Source organism: Cellulomonas sp. NTE-D12 (assembly GCF_027923705.1).
In the GTDB taxonomy this organism is placed as follows: Bacteria; Actinomycetota; Actinomycetes; order Actinomycetales; family Cellulomonadaceae; genus Cellulomonas.
Map to the genome: position 1 here is coordinate 1,550,120 of NZ_AP026442.1, position 14,510 is coordinate 1,564,629.

17 protein-coding genes are annotated in these 14,510 nt (G+C 72.9%); 11 read left to right on the forward strand and 6 right to left on the reverse strand.

Annotated elements, in window-relative coordinates; all coding sequences use genetic code 11:
- Nucleotides 1-101: 101 nt before the first annotated feature.
- A complete protein-coding gene (locus QMF98_RS07165; protein ID WP_337975307.1) occupies nt 102-476 on the forward strand; it encodes an oxidoreductase in 375 nt (124 codons plus the stop codon).
- A gap of 29 nt (nt 477-505) precedes the next feature.
- Here QMF98_RS07165 and QMF98_RS07170 read toward each other — a convergent pair whose 3' ends face one another.
- A complete protein-coding gene (locus QMF98_RS07170; protein ID WP_337975308.1) occupies nt 506-1,984 on the reverse strand; it encodes a leucyl aminopeptidase in 1,479 nt (492 codons plus the stop codon).
- A gap of 63 nt (nt 1,985-2,047) precedes the next feature.
- On the opposite strand from QMF98_RS07170, the gene QMF98_RS07175 reads away from it, so the two are divergent.
- From QMF98_RS07175 to QMF98_RS07190, 4 genes are read left to right on the forward strand one after another with little or no spacing between them, the layout of a single operon-like run.
- Nucleotides 2,048-2,407: a hypothetical protein gene (locus tag QMF98_RS07175; protein WP_337975309.1), complete on the forward strand. Its 360-nt coding sequence runs from the start codon at nt 2,048-2,050 to the stop codon at nt 2,405-2,407.
- Entirely contained in the window at nt 2,404-2,793 is a 390-nt protein-coding gene (locus QMF98_RS07180; protein ID WP_337975310.1) for a hypothetical protein, read from the forward strand. The genes QMF98_RS07175 and QMF98_RS07180 overlap by 4 nt, the downstream gene beginning before the upstream one ends.
- 9 nt (nt 2,794-2,802) lie before the next feature.
- Complete coding sequence (locus QMF98_RS07185; protein WP_337975311.1) at nt 2,803-3,852, forward strand: quinone-dependent dihydroorotate dehydrogenase; 1,050 nt, start codon at nt 2,803-2,805, stop codon at nt 3,850-3,852.
- A 3-nt stretch (nt 3,853-3,855) separates the two neighbouring features.
- Nucleotides 3,856-4,062, forward strand: coding sequence for a hypothetical protein (locus QMF98_RS07190; protein WP_291762466.1), 207 nt, complete (start codon nt 3,856-3,858; stop codon nt 4,060-4,062).
- Nucleotides 4,063-4,107: 45 nt separating this feature from the next.
- Here QMF98_RS07190 and QMF98_RS07195 read toward each other — a convergent pair whose 3' ends face one another.
- Nucleotides 4,108-4,713 carry a DUF3043 domain-containing protein gene (locus QMF98_RS07195; protein ID WP_337975312.1) on the reverse strand — a complete coding sequence of 202 codons (606 nt, stop codon included), beginning with the start codon at nt 4,711-4,713 and terminating at the stop codon, nt 4,108-4,110.
- Between the two features lie 89 nt (nt 4,714-4,802).
- On the opposite strand from QMF98_RS07195, the gene QMF98_RS07200 reads away from it, so the two are divergent.
- A complete protein-coding gene (locus QMF98_RS07200; RefSeq protein ID WP_337975567.1) occupies nt 4,803-6,155 on the forward strand; it encodes a dipeptidase in 1,353 nt (450 codons plus the stop codon).
- Between the two features lie 44 nt (nt 6,156-6,199).
- Here the strand turns inward: QMF98_RS07200 and QMF98_RS07205 are convergent, their stop codons facing one another.
- Both QMF98_RS07205 and nadA read right to left on the reverse strand, forming a co-directional pair.
- Nucleotides 6,200-6,799, reverse strand: a complete 600-nt coding sequence (locus tag QMF98_RS07205) for a DJ-1/PfpI family protein (protein WP_337975313.1) — start codon at nt 6,797-6,799, stop codon at nt 6,200-6,202.
- 11 nt (nt 6,800-6,810) lie between these two features.
- The gene (nadA, locus tag QMF98_RS07210) at nt 6,811-8,016 is read right to left on the reverse strand and encodes a quinolinate synthase NadA (RefSeq protein WP_337975314.1); all 1,206 of its coding nucleotides are present in this window, start codon (nt 8,014-8,016) and stop codon (nt 6,811-6,813) included.
- A 70-nt stretch (nt 8,017-8,086) separates the two neighbouring features.
- Between nadA and QMF98_RS07215 the strand changes: the two genes are divergently transcribed.
- Nucleotides 8,087-9,274, forward strand: a complete 1,188-nt coding sequence (locus tag QMF98_RS07215; protein ID WP_337975315.1) for a glycerate kinase family protein — start codon at nt 8,087-8,089, stop codon at nt 9,272-9,274.
- 138 nt (nt 9,275-9,412) lie between these two features.
- Nucleotides 9,413-9,763, forward strand: coding sequence for an iron-sulfur cluster insertion protein ErpA (erpA, locus tag QMF98_RS07220; RefSeq protein ID WP_291762482.1), 351 nt, complete (start codon nt 9,413-9,415; stop codon nt 9,761-9,763).
- 83 nt (nt 9,764-9,846) lie between these two features.
- On the opposite strand, the gene QMF98_RS07225 is transcribed toward erpA, so the two are convergent.
- Together QMF98_RS07225 and QMF98_RS07230 are read right to left on the reverse strand one after the other, a co-directional pair.
- Nucleotides 9,847-10,095 (reverse strand): sulfurtransferase TusA family protein, encoded by a 249-nt coding sequence (locus tag QMF98_RS07225; protein ID WP_337975316.1) that lies wholly within the window; start codon nt 10,093-10,095, stop codon nt 9,847-9,849.
- Entirely contained in the window at nt 10,092-11,246 is a 1,155-nt protein-coding gene (locus QMF98_RS07230; RefSeq protein ID WP_337975317.1) for a cysteine desulfurase family protein, read from the reverse strand. Before QMF98_RS07230 ends, QMF98_RS07225 begins: the two co-directional genes overlap by 4 nt.
- Before the next feature lie 228 nt (nt 11,247-11,474).
- Between QMF98_RS07230 and ctaC the strand changes: the two genes are divergently transcribed.
- The 3 genes from ctaC to QMF98_RS07245 are packed head-to-tail and all read left to right on the forward strand — an operon-like array spanning nt 11,475 to nt 14,499.
- Nucleotides 11,475-12,302, forward strand: coding sequence for an aa3-type cytochrome oxidase subunit II (gene ctaC / locus QMF98_RS07235; protein ID WP_337975318.1), 828 nt, complete (start codon nt 11,475-11,477; stop codon nt 12,300-12,302).
- Nucleotides 12,302-14,104 carry an aa3-type cytochrome oxidase subunit I gene (ctaD, locus tag QMF98_RS07240; RefSeq protein WP_337975319.1) on the forward strand — a complete coding sequence of 601 codons (1,803 nt, stop codon included), beginning with the start codon at nt 12,302-12,304 and terminating at the stop codon, nt 14,102-14,104. The genes ctaC and ctaD overlap by 1 nt, the downstream gene beginning before the upstream one ends.
- Nucleotides 14,101-14,499 (forward strand): cytochrome c oxidase subunit 4, encoded by a 399-nt coding sequence (locus QMF98_RS07245; protein WP_337975320.1) that lies wholly within the window; start codon nt 14,101-14,103, stop codon nt 14,497-14,499. The genes ctaD and QMF98_RS07245 overlap by 4 nt, the downstream gene beginning before the upstream one ends.
- Nucleotides 14,500-14,510 lie beyond the last annotated feature (11 nt).

Consider the following 14,510-nt stretch of genomic DNA (forward strand, 5'->3'; position numbering starts at 1 on the left):
GCGTCGGACCCGTGCTGGTGTGATCCCTGAGACATTCGTCCCATGTGTTTCTACCACCGGGAACGCCCGAAGTGCGCGCGTTGCGCCGTTACGCTCGCCGCATGGCCTGGTTCCGTCGATCTCGCCCGGCGCGCGGCACGGGACCTGCGACGGCGCCCACCGACCGCAAGGCGCGCGAGGCGACGGTGGCCTACCTGCGCGAGTTCGTCGCGACCCGGGTCGGCGTCGAGGCGTACGTCGAGCCGGCGACCCACGTGACCCCGAGCACCGTGATGCTCGTGGCGACGGACGGTGAGTGGACCCGGCGGCGCGTCCCGGACGCTCGTGCGGCGGGCGCGATCGCCCGGGAGCTCGGTATCCCGGTGTACGACGTGCAGCGAACGGGGTATCCGCAGCGCATGCGGGACTGGACCTCCCGGACCAGGGCGGCGCAGCGCCGCGGCGGCGACCAGCCGGCGGAGCGTCCGGGCAGCTGATCGGCCGCCGTCCGCGTGCCGCCCGGACCTCACCGGCCGGCGCGCGCCTCGATCAGCGCGAGCAGCGTCCGGATCCCGGCGCCCGTCCCGCCGAGCGGTGTGTAGCCGTGCGGTTCGCGGGAGTTGAAGGCGGGGCCAGCCACGTCGAGGTGGGCCCACGGGGTGCTCCCGACGAACTCTCGCAGGAAGATCCCCGCCGTCAGCATGCCGCCGAACCGCTCGCCGATGTTGGACAGGTCGGCGACCTGCGACTTCAGGCCTGCGCGGAGCTCGCCGGGCAGCGGCATCGGCCAGAACGGCTCGCCGGACCGGTCCGCGGCCGCCACGACCTCGCCACGGACCTCGTCGGAGCCCATCACCGCCGACACCCGGTCGCCGAGCGCGACCACCTGGGCACCGGTGAGCGTGGCGATGTCGAGCACGACGTCCGGCTTCTCCTCGACGGCCGCCACCAGCGCGTCGGCCATCACCAGCCGGCCCTCGGCGTCGGTGTTGAGCACCTCGACGGTGGTGCCGCCACGCATCGTCAGCACGTCCGAGGGCCGCTGCGCGGTCCCGGAGGGCATGTTCTCGGCGATCGCGAGCCAACCCGTCACCGCGACCGGCAGCCCGAGCCGCGCGGACGCCAGCACCGTGTGCAGCACGGCGGCCGCTCCGGCCATGTCGGACTTCATGCCGACCATGCCCTCCGCCGTCTTGATCGACAGCCCGCCGGAGTCGAACGTGATGCCCTTGCCGACCAGCGCCACGTGGCCGCGCGCCCGGGACGGTGCGTAGGTGACCTTCACCAGACGGGGCGGTCGCACCGATCCCTGACCGACGCCCAGGATCCCGCCGAAGCCACCGGCGGCCAGGGCCTTCTCGTCCAGGACCGTCACCTTGACGCCCTTGACCTCCCGCGCCGCGGTGCGGGCCGCATCGGCGAGCGCCGCGGGGTAGAGCTCGTTCGGCGGCATGTTGACGAGGTCGCGCGCGGCGTGGACGGCGGCCGCGAGCACCTGCGCACGGTCCAGCGCGGCCGCAGCCGCCTTGTCCTTCGCCAGCCCGGTGACCAGCTGGATCTCGGCGACGGGCGACGCGGCGGACGCCGAGGTGGCTGTGCCCCGGTAGCGGGTGAAGGTGTAGGCGCCGAGCAGCGCACCCTCGGCGACCGCGGCGACCCCTGCGACGTCGTCCGCGGGCAGCGCCAGCGCAACCGAGCCGACTCCGGCGAGCTCGCGGGTCGCTGCCCCGGCCGCGCGGCGCAGGGCCTCGGCGTCCGGAGCTGCCGTGCCGGTCCCGGTCAGGACGAGCACGCGAGCCGACAGCCCCGTCGCCGGGACGCGCCGCACCTCACCCGTCGCACCCGTGATGCCGAGCGCCCGGGCGTCCGACGACAGCGCGGCGCGCAGCTGCTCGGGCAGCCAGTCGGCTCCGATCAGCTGGGGAGCGCCGTCGCGCTCCGCGGTGGCGACCACCAGGGCGTCGACGGACAGGCGTGCGGGGTCCTTGCCGGTCAGCGAGATCACCCCCGCATGCTAGTGCGGGCGTCGCGGCGGTCCCCGTCCTGAGGACGGGTACCGTGAGCCGCCGTGAGCATCCCTCTGGTCGTCCTGCTGGGCGCGCTGTGCCTGCTCCTGGCCTCGTGGGCGGGCTGGTACACGGTCCGCGACAGGCCGGTGGTGGCCCGGCAGCTGCTCGCGGCCGCCACGGTCGAGCTGGTGCTCCTGGTGCAGGCCGCGATCGCGGGCGCTCGTTGGTCCGGGGTCGCGGCCCATGTCTCGCCGGGGTTGTTCTGGACCTACGTGGCCGTGCAGCTGTTCGTCCTGCCCCTGGCGGCCACCTGGGCGTTCGCCGAGCGGACCCGGTGGAGCTCCGTGGTGCTGCTCGCGGCAGCGGTGACCGTCGGCGTGATGGAGTGGCGGCAGTGGCAGATCTGGAGCGTCGCATGAGGCGGACCTCCACCGGACCGGGCCGGGCCCTGGTGGCCGTGTACGGCGTGCTCGCGCTGTCCGCCACGGCACGCGCTGTGTTCCAGGTGGCCACCAAGCTGTCGCAGGCGCCGGTGGCCTACCTGCTGTCCCTGTTCGCGGCGCTCGTCTACATCGTCGCGACCGTGGCGCTGGCCACGTCGCGGCGGCGGCTCGCCTGGGCCGCCGTGCTGACCGAGCTGACCGGCGTGCTCGTGGTCGGCACCGTCTCGCTCGTCGCGCGCCAGGAGTTCCCTGATGCGACCGTCTGGTCCGCGTACGGGCAGGGCTACGGCTACGTCCCGTTGCTGCTGCCCTTCCTCGGCGTGCTCTGGCTGGTGCGCACGGGTCGTGCCGACGGCCGATAGGTTGGGGCCGTGTACCGGCTGCTCTTCGACCTCGTCCTGCGGCGGCTGGATCCCGAACAGGCGCACGCCTGGAGCTTCGCGCTGATCCGTGGCGTCTCCGACGTGCCTGGCCTGCGGTGGCTGGTCGGCCGGGTGCTGGGCGGACCGCCGGCCGGCGCGCTGACCCTGTGGGGTCGGCGGTGGCCGTCTCGGCTGGGGCTGGCCGCGGGCTTCGACAAGGACGGGCACGGCGTCCTCGGCATGACGATGCTCGGCTTCGGGTTCGTGGAGGTCGGCACCGTGACCGCGCAGCCGCAGCCGGGCAACGAGCCGCCCCGGCTCTGGCGCGTGCTCGACCAGCAGGCGCTGCGGAACCGGATGGGGTTCAACAACGAGGGGTCGGCGGTGGTGGCCGAGCGCCTGCGCCGGCTGCGTGCGACCCGTCGCGGCCGGGCCGCGGTCGTCGGAGTCAACATCGGCAAGTCACGCGTGACCCCCGTCGAGCACGCGGCGACCGACTACGCGACCAGCGCCGGCCGGCTGGCGCCGTACGCCGACTACCTGGTGGTCAACGTCTCGTCGCCGAACACGCCCGGCTTGCGGGACCTGCAGGCCGTCGACGCGCTGCGACCGGTGCTCGAGGCGACCCGGGTCGCCGCGGACGAGGCGACCGTGCGGGCGGGTCGGGGACCGTGCCCGCTGCTGGTGAAGATCGCGCCCGACCTGTCGGACGACGACGTGGACGCCGTGGCGGAGCTCGTCGCGGAGCTGGGGCTCGACGGCGTGGTGGCCGTCAACACCACCATCGCGCACGACCTCGGACCCGGTGGGCTGTCCGGACCGCCGCTGCTCAGCCGTGGGCTCGACGTCGTCGCACGGTTGCGCGACCGTCTCGGGCCGGAGGCGGTGATCATCGGGGTCGGTGGCATCAGCACCCCGGCCGACGCGCGGGAGTACCTCGCGGTGGGCGCCACGCTGGTGCAGGCCTACACCGGCCTGATCTACCGCGGTCCGTTCTTCGCGGCGCGCATCTCGCGGGCGCTCGGCGCCGACGCCAGCCGGTCACGGACGGAGGTCTGATCCGTGCGACCGCGGTGGCAGTGGCGGCTGCTCGACGACACAGGCGTGGAGCTGGACCGGCCCTCGAGCCCCGTCTTCACGGCGCGGTTCGACGCCGAGACGTGGCTCGGTGAGCACTGGCGCGGCCTGTCGGCGCAGGGTGCCCGGACGGCGCGACTGCTGCACGAGGGTGAGCCGGTACCCCCCGACGTCCCGCTGCCGGCCGTCTGACGGCCGTCGCCCGACGCGGTGCGGCGTCGGGACGGAGCGCCCGCGTCAGGCGGGGTACTGCCCGTGCTTGACCAGGGCCTTCGGCAGGCGGGTGGGGCGCAGCTGGAAGGCCCGCAGTGCGGCGTACATCGCCAGCCCCTTCGGGATCGCGGCCACGCCGAACTTGGCGACCAGTTTCTTGCGCAGGCCGCGCCACAGGACGTAGCCGTCGATGAAGGCGGCGATGACGTACACGTAGAGCGCGAGCGTCACGATCGTGAAGAACGCGGCGTTGATCCGCGCACCCACGGCGGCGAGCACCAGGAACGCAGCCGCGACCGGCATGAAGAACTCGCCGAGGCTCCACCGGGCGTCGACGTGGTCGCGCGTGTAGCGGCGGACCGGCCCGCGGTCCCGAGGCGGCAGGTGGCGCTCGTCGCCCGTCTGCATGGCCTTGTACTCGAGGTCCCGCTGGATGCGTGCCTTGGTCCGGGCGTCCTTGGCGGCGGCCTTGCGATCGGTCGGCACGAGCGGGCGCTTGTTGGCCGCCTCGGCCTCCTTGCGGGACGGCGTCGGCCGACCCTTGCCGCCGGCCACACCCGGGTCCGTGGCGGAGGGCGCGCGCGTTGCTGCCGGTTCGGCGTCGCGCTGGTCCTTGCTGCGTCCGATCACCCCGCAAGGGTAGTCGAGTACGGTGGCGGCTCGTGACCTCCGACGTGCCTCCCGCACCCTCCGCAGACTCCTCGACGAGGGCGGAGCACCTGCCCTCCGCGGAGCGTGTCGCCGCGCTGCGGGCGCGGGTGCACGACCTGTTCGGTGGGCTGCGGAGCGACCTGGAGGCGTTGGTCCGCATCCCCAGCGTCTCCAACCGGGAGTTCGACCAGGCCTTCGTCGAGCAGAGCGCCGAGGCCGTCGCCGCGCTGCTGCGGGGCGCCGGGCTGGAGGACGCGACGGTGCTGCGCGTGCCGGGTGGCGCTCCGGCCGTGGTGGGTCACCACCCCGCTCCGGCGGGCGCGCCCACGGTGCTGCTGTACGCGCACCACGACGTGCAGCCCGTCGGTGACGTCGCCGAGTGGCGGACGGCACCGTTCGAGCCGACGGTACGCGGCGAGCGGCTGTTCGGTCGCGGAGCCGCGGACGACAAGGCCGGCGTCGTCGCGCACGTGGGCGCCTTGCGCGCACTCGCCGGCGAGCTCGGGGTGGGCGTGACGGTGTTCGTCGAGGGGGAGGAGGAGGTCGGCTCGCCGACGTTCCTCGAGTTCCTTCGCACGCATGAGCACGCGCTGGCCGCCGACGTGATCGTCGTCGCCGACTCCTCGAACTGGAAGGTCGGTGTACCGGGACTGACGACCTCGCTCCGGGGTCTCGCGTCGGCCGTCGTCGAGGTGTCCGTGCTGGACCACCCGGTGCACTCCGGCATGTACGGGGGACCGATCCTCGACGCGGCGACCCTGCTGGCTCGGCTCATCGCGACACTGCACGACGACGCGGGCGAGGTCGCGGTCCAGGGGCTGGTGCGCGCGCCGGACCCGGCGGTCGACGACGACGAGGCCTCCTTCCGCGCCGACGCGGGCGTGCTCGACGGCGTCAGGCTCGCGGGCAGCGGACCGCTGACGGCGCGCATGTGGACGCGGCCGGCACTGGCCGTCATCGGTCTCGACGCGCCCCGGGTCGCCACCGCCTCGAACACCATCACCCCTCGCGCCTCCGCGCTGCTGTCGCTGCGGCTCGCACCGGGCCAGGACCCGGACGAGGCGTTGTCGGCGCTGGAGCGGCACGTGCACGAGCACGCACCGTTCGGCGCACCCGTGTCCTTCACGAGGGTGGACCGGGGCCGCCCCTTCCAGGCGCCGACGGACTCCGACGCCATGCGGACGGCACGGTGGGCGCTGGCCGAGGCGTGGGGGACCGAGCCGGCCGACATCGGGATCGGCGGCTCGATCCCGTTCATCGCCGAGCTGCTCGAGGTGTTCCCCGACGCGGCGATCCTGGTCACGGGGGTGGAGGACCCGGACAGCCGGGCGCACGGGCCCGACGAGTCCGTGCACCTGGGGGAGCTGGAGCGCGCGGTGCTGGCCGAGGTGCTGCTGCTGGAGCGGCTCGCCGGACGGTGACCTGTCACTGACGGCCGCGGACGCGGAGCTCGAAGACGCGGGTCTCAGACGGGCGGGTGCGGGTCGTACTGGATGCCGCGACGGACCCGTCGGGCCATCTGCGGCGACTCGAGCCGCGCGACGAGGTGGAGCGCCATGTCGATGCCGGCCGAGACCCCGGCCGAGGTGACGACGTCGCCGTCGTCGACGAACCTCGCCTCGGTGTCGGCGAGCACGCTGGGGTCGAGGCCGGCCAGCTCGTCGAAGGCGTCCCAGTACGTCGTGGCGGGCCGGCCCGCCAGGAGGCCGGCTGCCGCGAGGACCAGCGCCCCGGTGCACACGCTCGCCATCAGCGGCGTCGTCGCGCGCATCTGCCGCACCCACGCGAGGTGCTCCGGGCTCGCCGCGAGGGCACGGGTGCCGCGGCCCCCGGGGTAGACGAGGACGTGCAGGGGACCGAGCTCACCGGCGGGCAGGTCGGGGACGAGCGACAGACCGTGCGCGCAGCGCACCCCCGCCCCGTCGAGGGAGAACGTGACGACCTCGGGGTGCAGCTCCGAGTGCGCCGCCCACCACGCCAGCACCTCGAAGGGGCCGACGACGTCGAGCTCCTCCGCACCGTCGAAGACGAACAGCCCGATCCGCAGCGGGTGCCCGGTGCCCACGTCGACCTCCGTCAGTAGCCCGGCAGGGCCAGCATCTGGTCGAGGGCGACACGGGCCCAGTGCGCGTCGTCCGGGTCGACCACGATCCGGTGCGGCACCCGACCTGCCGCCAGCGACTCGAGCGCCCAGGTGAGGTGCGGGAGGTCGATGCGGTTCATGGTCGAGCAGAAGCAGACGGTCGAGTCGAGGTAGTGCACGGTCTTGTCCGGGTGAGCCAGCGCGAGGCGCCGGACCAGGTTCAGCTCGGTGCCGATCGCCCACGAGGTTCCCGGGGCGGCCGCGTCGAGCGCCTTGATGATGTACTCGGTCGAGCCGACCATGTCGGCCGCCTCCGCCACCTCGTGCTTGCACTCCGGGTGCACGATCACCGTCGTCGCCGGGTCGGCCGCGCGGACCGCCGAGACGTTCTGCGCCGAGAAGCGCCCGTGCACGGAGCAGTGCCCCCGCCAGAGGATCATCCGGGCGTCGCGCAGCTGCTGCGGGGTCAGGCCGCCGCCCGGCTTGCGGGGGTCGAACACGACGCAGTCGTCCAGGCTGAGACCCAGCTGCCGCACGGCGGTGTTGCGGCCGAGGTGCTGGTCCGGCATGAACAGCACCTTGCCGGTGCCGTCCACGCCACCGACCCGGTCGAACGCCCACCGCAGGGCGACGTGCGCGTTGGACGACGTGCAGACCGTGCCGCCGTGCCGACCCGTGAAGGCCTTGATCGCCGCGGTGGAGTTCATGTAGGTCACCGGCACCGTGGACTCGGCGACACCGGCGTCGGCCAGCACGTCCCAGGCGTCCTCCACCTGGTCGATGGCGGCCATGTCGGCCATCGAGCACCCGGCGGCGAGGTCGGGCAGCACCACCTGCTGGTGGTCGGCGGTCAGGATGTCGGCCGACTCCGCCATGAAGTGCACGCCGCAGAAGACGATGAACTCCGCGTCCGGCCGGGCGGCCGCCTCACGAGCGAGCTTGAACGAGTCGCCCGTCACATCGGCGAACGCGATGACCTCGTCGCGCTGGTAGTGGTGGCCGAGGACGAAGGCGCGGTCCCCGAGCTGCGCGCGGGCCGCGCGCGCCCGTTCGACGAGGTCGGGGTCGCTCGCGGCCGGCAGCGCGCCGACGCACTCGACCCCGCGCTCGGACTGCAGGTCCGAGCCGCGGCCGAGGAGCAGGAGAGCGGACGGCACGGGCTCGACGAACGCACCACGCTCGGGCGTGACCAGGCTCATCGGCCGATCTTCCCATACCGCCGGGCGGCCCCTCGAGCAGGTCCGGTTGCCGACGTGCCACCATCGCGGCGTGCGCGTGCTGCTCGCTCCTGACAGCTTCGGGTCCTCCCTGACGGCCCGGGAGGCGGCGGGGGCTCTGCGGACGGGGTGGTCGACGGGGGCCCCGCACGACGAGGTCTCCACCTGCCCGCTGGCCGACGGCGGTCCCGGCTTCGTCGAGACGATCCACGGCTCGCTCGGGGGCCGGCTGATCCCGGTCACGGTCACAGGGCCGTTGGGAGCTCCGGTGCCCGCGGTCGTGCTGCTCGTGCCGGCGCACGACGATGCGCCCAGCACCGCCTACGTCGAGACGGCCCAGGTGATCGGCCTGCCGCTGGTTCCGTCGGACCAGCGCGATCCCGGCCGGACGACCACCCGAGGGGTCGGGGAGCTCCTGACGCACGCCCGTGCGACCGGCGCGGCACGGGTGGTGGTGGGTCTGGGTGGGTCCTCCACCAACGACGGCGGAGCCGGGATGCTCGTCGGCCTCGGGCTGCCGGACGCGGCCGGCCGGCTCGGCTCGGGCGGTGCGGCGCTGGCCGGGCTTCTCGCCGAGGACGTCGCCGGGCTGCCCGAGCTGCGCCGCGAGTGGGCGGACGTCGAGCTGGTCGCCGCGTGCGACGTCGACGTGCCCCTCCTCGGTCTGCAGGGCGCGAGCGCCGGCTTCGCTGCGCAGAAGGGGGCGTCGGTGCAGCAGGCGCAGCAGCTCGAGGCCGCGCTGGCGCACCTGTCCCGGCTGGTCGGCGAGGCTCTGCGGCGCGACGAGCGCCCCGACCTGCTGTCCGGCGCTCCGGGGTCGGCGCGCCTCGCGGCGGTTCCGGGTGCCGGGGCGGCTGGTGGTCTGGGGTTCGGTCTTGCTGCGCTCGGAGCGCGACTGGTGCCCGGTGCGGCTCTGGTCGCCGACCAGGTCGGCCTCGCGGGCCGGATCGCGGAGGCGGACGTCGTCGTCACGGGCGAGGGCCGCTTCGACTGGCAGTCGTTGCACGGCAAGGTGGTGTCCGAGGTGGCAGCCCGGGCGGTGCCCTTCGCGGTCCCGGTGGTCGTCGTCGCCGGCGAGGTGCTGGTCGGCCGGCACGAGCTCGCCGAGGCCGGTGTGGCCGCCGCCTACGCGGTCGCCGGCGCCCCGGCGGAGGTCGAGCGGGCGCTCGCCGATCCGGCCGCCACCTTGGCGGCGCGCACGGTGAGGGTGGCGCGGACGTGGTCGCCGACGCCACGCTGACGTGCTGCGGTGGGCCGGTGCGCCGCGCCGCGGAGGGCGTCGTACGCTGACGGGGAACATCAGCGCGCAGCCCGGTGTTGCGCGGAAGGTCGAGGCCGAGACCGGCCGCGCCGAGCACGCACCCTTTCGGGAGACAGCATGACCGAGACAACCCAGACCGCGACGCACGGCGTCCAGCTGACCGACGTGGCTGCCGCCAAGGTGCACAGCCTGCTGGAGCAGGAGGGTCGCGACGACCTCCGGCTGCGCGTGGCCGTGCAGCCCGGTGGCTGCTCGGGCCTGATCTACCAGCTCTACTTCGACGAGCGGATCCTCGACGGCGACGCCGTCAAGGACTTCGGCGGTGTCGAGGTGGTCGTCGACCGCATGAGCGTGCCGTACCTCGAGGGCGCGACGATCGACTTCGCGGACACGATCGAGAAGCAGGGCTTCACGATCGACAACCCGAACGCCGGCAGCTCCTGCGCGTGCGGCGGCTCCTTCAGCTGACCCGCGCACCAGCGGCTCGACGGGCCCGGCACCTCGCAGTGCCGGGCCCGTCTGCGTGCGGTCTCAGGCCAGTGGGCCGCCGGTCACCGGCCACCGATCCGGACCGTGACGGCGAGCACACCGTCGTCCGTGCGCTCGGAGCGCACCACCGCGTGCCCTCGCATCCGTGCCCAGGCGGGGACGTCCACCTCGGCCGCGGGATCGGTCGCCAGCACCGTCACCAGCGTGCCGGCGGCAGCAACGCGTGCGACGCGGGCGAGCCGCACGATCGGCGCGGGACACACCAGCCCGCGGGCGTCGACGACCTCACCGGTCTCGGCAGCCTCGGTCACAGTCCCACCACGCCGGCGCGGTCGCGCAGCTGCCCCACGACCTCGGGGACGACGTCGCAGAACCGTTCGACGTCGTGGCGTGTGGTGCCGCGAGGCAGGGCGATGCGCACGTTCCCGTGGGTGAGCACCCCCATGGCGGCGAGCACGTGGCTCGGCTCCAGGGCGCTCGAGGTGCAGGCCGATCCCGAGCCGACGGCGAAGCCGCGCGCGTCGAGCTCCCTCACCAGGGACTCTCCGTCGAGGTAGAGGCACGAGAAGGTCACCACGTGCGGCAGCCGGTCCGTCGGCTCTCCCACCACCTCGACGTCGGGCACCTGGGTCGCGACGCGGTGGCGGATCACGTCCACCAGCTCGCGTCGATCGGCATCAGCCCGGTCCCGGTCCGCGACCGCGGCCTGGAGCGCCACGGCTGCGGCGAGGGCAGCCGGGACGCTCACGCCGCCGGGGAACCACCGGTCCTCGTCCTCCGGGCGGTCCGGCGTGCGACGGACGCCGCTGCGGGTCACGAGCACGCCTATCCCGCCCGGACCGCCGAAGTCGGCCGCCCCGGCGGCCAGCAGGTCCCAGTGCGGCCCCAGGTCGACGTGCCCGAGGCTCGACCCGGCGTCGACCAGCAGGGGGACGCGGGCGGCTCGCGCCGCGGCGTGCACCGGGGCCACCGGCTGCAGGGTGCCGACCTCACCGTTCGCGTGCTGGAGCGCCGCCAGCGCGACGCCGGGCTGGGCCAGGGCGCCGATGAACGCGTCCTCGTCGATCCGTCCCGACCGGTCGACGGGCACCGTCACGCGCCGGCCTCCGGAGCGGGCCGCGACGAAGTCGGCGGCGTTGAGGACCGCGGCACGTTCCACGGCACCGGCCACGACGTGGGGTCCGGCCCGTCGTCGCCCGAGTGCGACGTCCCGGACGGCGGCGTGCAGGGCCTCCGTGTGCGACGGAGCGAGGGCGACCTCGTCCGTCCGGGCGCCGACCACGGCCGCGATCGCCTCGCGGGCACCGTCCAGCAGCAGGCGGGCCCGGCGACCCTCGGCGTGCAGCCTCCGCGGGTCGGCCCAGCCCTCGTCGATCGCGGCGACGAAGGCCTCGCGCGCGACCGGCAGCAGCGGCGCCTGTCCACCCGCGTCGAGCACCACCCGAGACGTCGTGTCGTCCACGACGTGCACGGTAACGGGGTTCGAAGCCGCGTCGATCATGCTGACACGGCGTCGTCATATCGCGTCGCCGGGCACGACGAGGGCCCGCCCGCGCGCTACGCTGCACGCGTCGAAAGGACCAAGGTCCCAGGTGGCCGTCGTACGCGCGCCGTGCACCCACCCGGGACCGTGAGTGGAAGGTTGCCCGTGCACCCGGAAAACCACCGCCGGACGCGCCGCAGGGCCCTCGTGGGCACCGGGCTGGTGCTCACGGCAGCGGTCGCCCTGAGCGGCTGCTCGGACACCGTGTACCGAGGCTGGCTGCCCGGCAGCACCCAGCACGAGGTCACGGACCAGACCGGTCGTGTCGCCAGCCTGTGGCGCGGCTCGTGGATAGCGGCCCTGCTCGTCGGCCTGCTCGTCTGGGGTCTGATCCTGTGGTGCGTCGCGGTGTACCGGAAGCGCAAGGCGGACAGCACGCTGCCCGTGCAGCTGAGGTACCACGTGCCGCTCGAGGTGATGTACGTGATCCTGCCGATCGTCATGGTCGGCGTGCTCTTCTACTACACCAACCGCGACATGACGGCGATCAACACCAAGACGGGCGACGCCAAGGTCCACGTCCAGGTGATCGGCAAGCAGTGGAGCTGGGACGTCAACTACCAGGACGCGGGCGTGTACGACAGCGGCCAGCAGGTCCAGGACCTGCAGGCGCCCGGTGCGCTCGACGAGCCGGTGACGATCTGGCTCCCCGTGGACGAGAAGGTGCTGTTCACCCTGAACTCGCGCGACGTCATCCACTCGTTCTGGGTGCCGGCGTTCCTGTACAAGCTCGACGTGATCCCCGGACGGACCAACCAGTTCGAGGTGACGCCGAAGACGGTGGGCGAGTACCGCGGCAAGTGCGCGGAGCTCTGCGGTGAGTACCACTCGCGGATGCTGTTCAACGTGAAGGTCGTGACACGCGCCGAGTACGACGCGCACATCGCCGACCTGAAGGCGAAGGGCCAGACCGGTCAGCTCGGGCTCGACGTGAGCCGGGCGCAGGACCTCAACACCGTGGGGAGTGCAGGCTGATGGTGGCGACGACCGAGCTGATCCCGGGCCTGGCGCCGCGTCGGCAGACCCTGGGCCGGACCGTCGTGAAGGTGATCACCTCCACGGACCACAAGACGATCGGGTACATGTACCTGATCACGTCCTTCGTGTGGTTCATCGTGGGCGGGATCCTGGCGCTGCTGATCCGTAGCGAGCTGTTCGCGCCCGGGATGCAGGTGTTCTCCACGCCGGAGCAGTACAACCAGGCGTTCACGATGCACGGCACGATCATGCTGCTGCTGTTCGCGACGCCGTTGTTCGCCGGTTTTGCGAACGTGCTGATGCCGCTCCAGATCGGCGCCCCGGACGTCGCGTTCCCGCGGCTGAACATGTTCGCGTACTGGCTGTACCTGCTCGGCGGCCTGATCGCGGCGGCGGGCTTCCTCACCCCGCAGGGCGCCGCCTCGTTCGGGTGGTTCGCCTACGCCCCGCTGTCCAACCAGGTGTACTCGCCCGGGGTCGGTGGCGACCTGTGGGTGTTCGGACTGGCGCTGACCGGTTTCGGCACCATCCTCGGTGCCGTCAACTTCATCACCACGATCGTCACCATGCGGGCCCCCGGGATGACGATGTTCCGGATGCCGATCTTCACCTGGAACACCCTGGTGACGTCGCTGCTGGTGCTGATGGCGTTCCCGCCCCTGGCCGCGGCCCTGTTCGCGCTCGGTGCCGACCGGCGGCTCGGCGCCCAGGTGTTCAACCCCGACAACGGTGGCGCCATCCTGTGGCAGCACCTGTTCTGGTTCTTCGGGCACCCGGAGGTGTACATCATCGCGCTGCCGTTCTTCGGCATCGTGACGGAGATCCTCCCGGTGTTCAGCCGCAAGCCGGTGTTCGGCTACAAGGGCCTGGTCTACGCGACCATCTCGATCGCGGCGCTGTCCGTCACCGTGTGGGCGCACCACATGTACGTGACCGGTGCGGTGCTGCTGCCGTTCTTCTCGTTCATGACGATGCTCATCGCGGTGCCCACCGGTGTGAAGTTCTTCAACTGGATCGGCACCATGTGGCGCGGCAAGCTCACCTTCGAGACGCCGATGCTGTGGACGATCGGCTTCCTGGTGACCTTCCTGTTCGGCGGTTTGACGGGCGTGATCCTGTCCAGCCCGGCGCTGGACTTCCACCTGTCCGACACGTACTTCGTCGTGGCGCACTTCCACTACGTCGTGTTCGGCACGGTGGTGTTCGCGATGTTCGCCGGCTTCTACTTCTGGTGGCCCAAGTTCACCGGGAAGATGCTGAACGAGCGGCTGGGCAAGATCCACTTCTGGCTGCTGTTCATCGGCTTCCACACGACGTTCCTCATCCAGCACTGGCTGGGTGTGCGGGGCATGCCGCGCCGCTACGCGGACTACTCGCCGGCGGACGGGTTCACGTGGATGAACCAGGTGTCGACCATCGGCGCCGCCATCCTCGCGATCTCCACGCTGCCGTTCCTGTACAACGTCTACACGACGTGGCGGAACGCTCCGAAGGTCGCCGTCGACGACCCGTGGGGGTACGGCAACTCGCTCGAGTGGGCCACCAGCTGCCCGCCGCCGCGCCACAACTTCGTCTCCCTGCCGCGGATCCGCTCGGAGCGTCCCGCGTTCGACCTGCACCACCCCGAGGTCGCCGCGATGGACCACGTCGAGCCGGAGCCCGGTCTGCTCGACTGGGAGGCGCAACGGACGGGCAACCCGGGCGACGCTCGTCGGCGCATGGCCGAGGGCACCGCGCAGCCGGAGCAGTCCAGCACCACGGTGATCGACGACCTTCAGGACCCGGAGGCTGACCGGTGAGGTTCGAGGCTCGACTCTTCGCGCTCGGTGTGCTCTTCTTCGTCCCCGTCGGGCTGGTCTACGCCTACTTCAGCCACGGGGAAGCGGTCGGCACCGTCGGGATCCCGCTGCTGGGTGGCCTGGTCGGGATGATCGGGGCGTACTTCGCCCTGCTGTCGCGCCGCATCGACCCCCGCCCCGAGGACGACGAGCTGGGCGAGGTCTCGCAGGGCGCCGGCGACCAGGGCGTCTTCAGCCCGTGGTCCTGGTGGCCGCTGGTGATCGGCGCTGCGGCCGCGCTGGCGTTCCTCGGTCTCGCCGTGGGCTGGTGGCTGCTCGCGATCGCCGTCCCCGTCGGTGTGATCGGCCTGGTCGGCTGGGTCTTCGAGTTCTCCCGCGGGCAGCACGCCCACTGAGCGGTCCGGGT